Raw genomic sequence first — 2,228 nt, 5'->3', positions numbered from 1 at the left:
AAAGTTCTGGAGGAACGCATGCGATTGAGATAGCCGTAAATAAAGAGTTTGAGTAAATCCGAAGGATGATAAGCAGGTCTTCCGTTTTCGACAAAATCGAAAGTAAATCCAAAATCAGCAAGTTTAAGACTGTCTACAAAAAGGTCAATGAGCCTGATTTGGTTGTCTTGCGCAATGGCATCATCAATCGATGAGGCAAAAAGCGGGAGTTGGTTTCTGTTAATTCCGTTGATGAATTTCATCCTTACATATAATAAAAACCAACGAGTTATGCAAATTATTTGAACGATTTTTAATACAATTTGTTTAACAGGGAGAAAGGAGGTTATTAGACAGTTTGACGTTCCGCTGCTACAGCGGGTTTGGGACTAAATTAAGCCCATTCTTCGGATTTCCCAAATCATCCAAATACAAACCAACTTTCCATTAAGCCAATTGCCCAAATCCGTTGTAGTAGCTGTTGGGCAATCGGCAATTTTAGTGTATTGCTACATCCTGATTTAATAATTCTACATTAAAATTAATTTTAGCATTTAAAGCTCGAAAAACTTTAATAACCGTATCGAATCTTGCGTCAGTTAAGCTATTCTCAATTTTTGAAATTTGAGCTTTTTTCACGCCAACTAACTCTCCTAATTGTTCTTGTGTCAAATTTCGTTCTTTACGAATTTGTTTAATTGTTTGACCAATCAAATCAATTTTCAATTCATTTTCAAAATTTTCTCTATTTATTGTTCCTTTTTCTCCAACGAATCTATCTGTTACTTCTTCTAAACTATATGTTTTCATAATCTTATTTCTTTTCGTTAAAATATTTCACTCTTAATGATTCTGCTCTTTCAATTTCTACTTTCGGGGTTTTGTCTGTTTTCTTTATAATGCCGTGAGTAGAAATTACTACTGTATCCTTTTTGTCTGATTTATCCCAAAAAGCAAAAAGTCTCAAGTATTGTTTGTTGTATAAAGTTCTAAATTCCCAAATCTCGCCATCGAGTTTTTTGAATAGTTCATTATCGTTTACGCTTCTCGATTTCCAAATATTATAAAGTATTTTTTCTCTAGATTTCGGGTCTAGATTTTCTAAAAACTCTATAACTGGTTCAAGAAATTCAACTTTAAATTTATAATCCATTTTTCAGTAATCTTAATTTTCTGTAAAGATAGAAGTTTCCTTTTTAAGAAACAAATATTGTTTATTTTTCGGCTTTTTGTTGCTGTTGTCCAACGTTCCCGTGCCAGACGTAGTCGCGGCTTGGGAACCGAGTTTTCTCCACTAAGGGAAAACGAAGTTAGGAAAAAGAAACGAACAACAAACCGAAAACCAGCGATTGCGTTTGACACGTGTTAGCGGCTGTGTTTCTTATTTAATCGAATGTTGCAAGATTTAATTTCTCTTTCTCAATAAATGCATTACTTGAAAACCATTCTAATAACACATTTTTTAGCTCAGATTTATTTACAGTGTTTTTCTGACTTCGAATTTCTAAATAATTTTCAATTGTAATTTATTCAACTAGTTCTTTGACAGTTTCAATTTCAATTTCTTTTCCGAACAAATTGCATAAATAAATACCCAAACTTGAAATTAGTATTCCGCTAATTCCAAATTGCCATTTGATGAAAAGCAAAATAAAGGAAATTATTAAAACTGCTATTATGGAATTTAAAATGAGTTTTGGCGCTTGCAATATATTAAGTTTAAAACCAATATTATTTTCAACTTTTTTTACAAGCTTGATTCTCTTGTTTCTTGGGAATAGGTCATTAAGTTTGGTTTCAAGTTTTATATTATCTTTTTCTGAAATTTGTTCTTGTACAAGTGAATTACGCAATTTGTAAAATGCTTGCTGAGAAGAACAACTTTCTACATTCTGAAAATCTATTTTGGTTATAATTAAGTCACACAATTGATCAAAATTTTTCACGCTCTCAGTTTCACCTTTTTCAAATTTAAACTTGTACATTTTCTCTAACCAAGGAATACAATCCTCAATATTTTTTATATCGTATTTGTCTAAATTAGTTTTCATATTGTACTATTTTTTAACATAGCCGCTAACGTCAGTTCGTCTAAAAACCTCTAAACGAACAGTATTTTGTTAATCAGTGAGTAAATATATGTGATTTAAACTACAATTAAAATTCTTTCTGGGAAAAGTCGGTTTAGGATTATCAAAATAAAACAGTCCGTAAAAAGCTTTAAAAATTGCTCTTAGAGTCCCAAAATA

At 31.1% G+C, this 2,228-nt stretch carries 4 protein-coding genes; all 4 read right to left on the bottom strand.

Features of this window, described 5'->3' with window-relative positions; all coding sequences use genetic code 11:
• On the bottom strand, positions 1–242 hold a 242-nt coding region (locus ACP7AT_RS15695), incomplete at its 3' end, for a transposase (protein ID WP_426065380.1).
• A 235-nt stretch (positions 243–477) separates the two neighbouring features.
• Entirely contained in the window at positions 478–789 is a 312-nt protein-coding gene (locus ACP7AT_RS15690; RefSeq protein WP_426065378.1) for a helix-turn-helix domain-containing protein, read from the bottom strand.
• 4 nt (positions 790–793) lie between these two features.
• On the bottom strand, positions 794–1,132 hold the full coding sequence (locus tag ACP7AT_RS15685; RefSeq protein ID WP_426065377.1) for a type II toxin-antitoxin system RelE/ParE family toxin: 339 nt from the start codon (positions 1,130–1,132) through the stop codon (positions 794–796).
• Positions 1,133–1,505: 373 nt separating this feature from the next.
• Positions 1,506–2,030 (bottom strand): hypothetical protein, encoded by a 525-nt coding sequence (locus ACP7AT_RS15680; RefSeq protein ID WP_426065376.1) that lies wholly within the window; start codon positions 2,028–2,030, stop codon positions 1,506–1,508.
• Positions 2,031–2,228 lie beyond the last annotated feature (198 nt).

Source organism: Flavobacterium sp. DSP2-3-1 (assembly GCF_049896865.1).
Classification (GTDB): Bacteria; Bacteroidota; Bacteroidia; order Flavobacteriales; family Flavobacteriaceae; genus Flavobacterium.
This window is presented reverse-complemented; position numbering and strand designations above follow the sequence as displayed.

What these genes read in the sequence shown, in the direction of transcription:
- ACP7AT_RS15690 (WP_426065378.1), bottom strand. Translation starts at nt 789, where the DNA reads ATGAAAACATATAGTTTAGAAGAAGTAACAGATAGATTCGTTGGAGAA.
- ACP7AT_RS15685 (WP_426065377.1), bottom strand. Translation starts at nt 1,132, where the DNA reads ATGGATTATAAATTTAAAGTTGAATTTCTTGAACCAGTTATAGAGTTT.
- ACP7AT_RS15680 (WP_426065376.1), bottom strand. Translation starts at nt 2,030, where the DNA reads ATGAAAACTAATTTAGACAAATACGATATAAAAAATATTGAGGATTGT.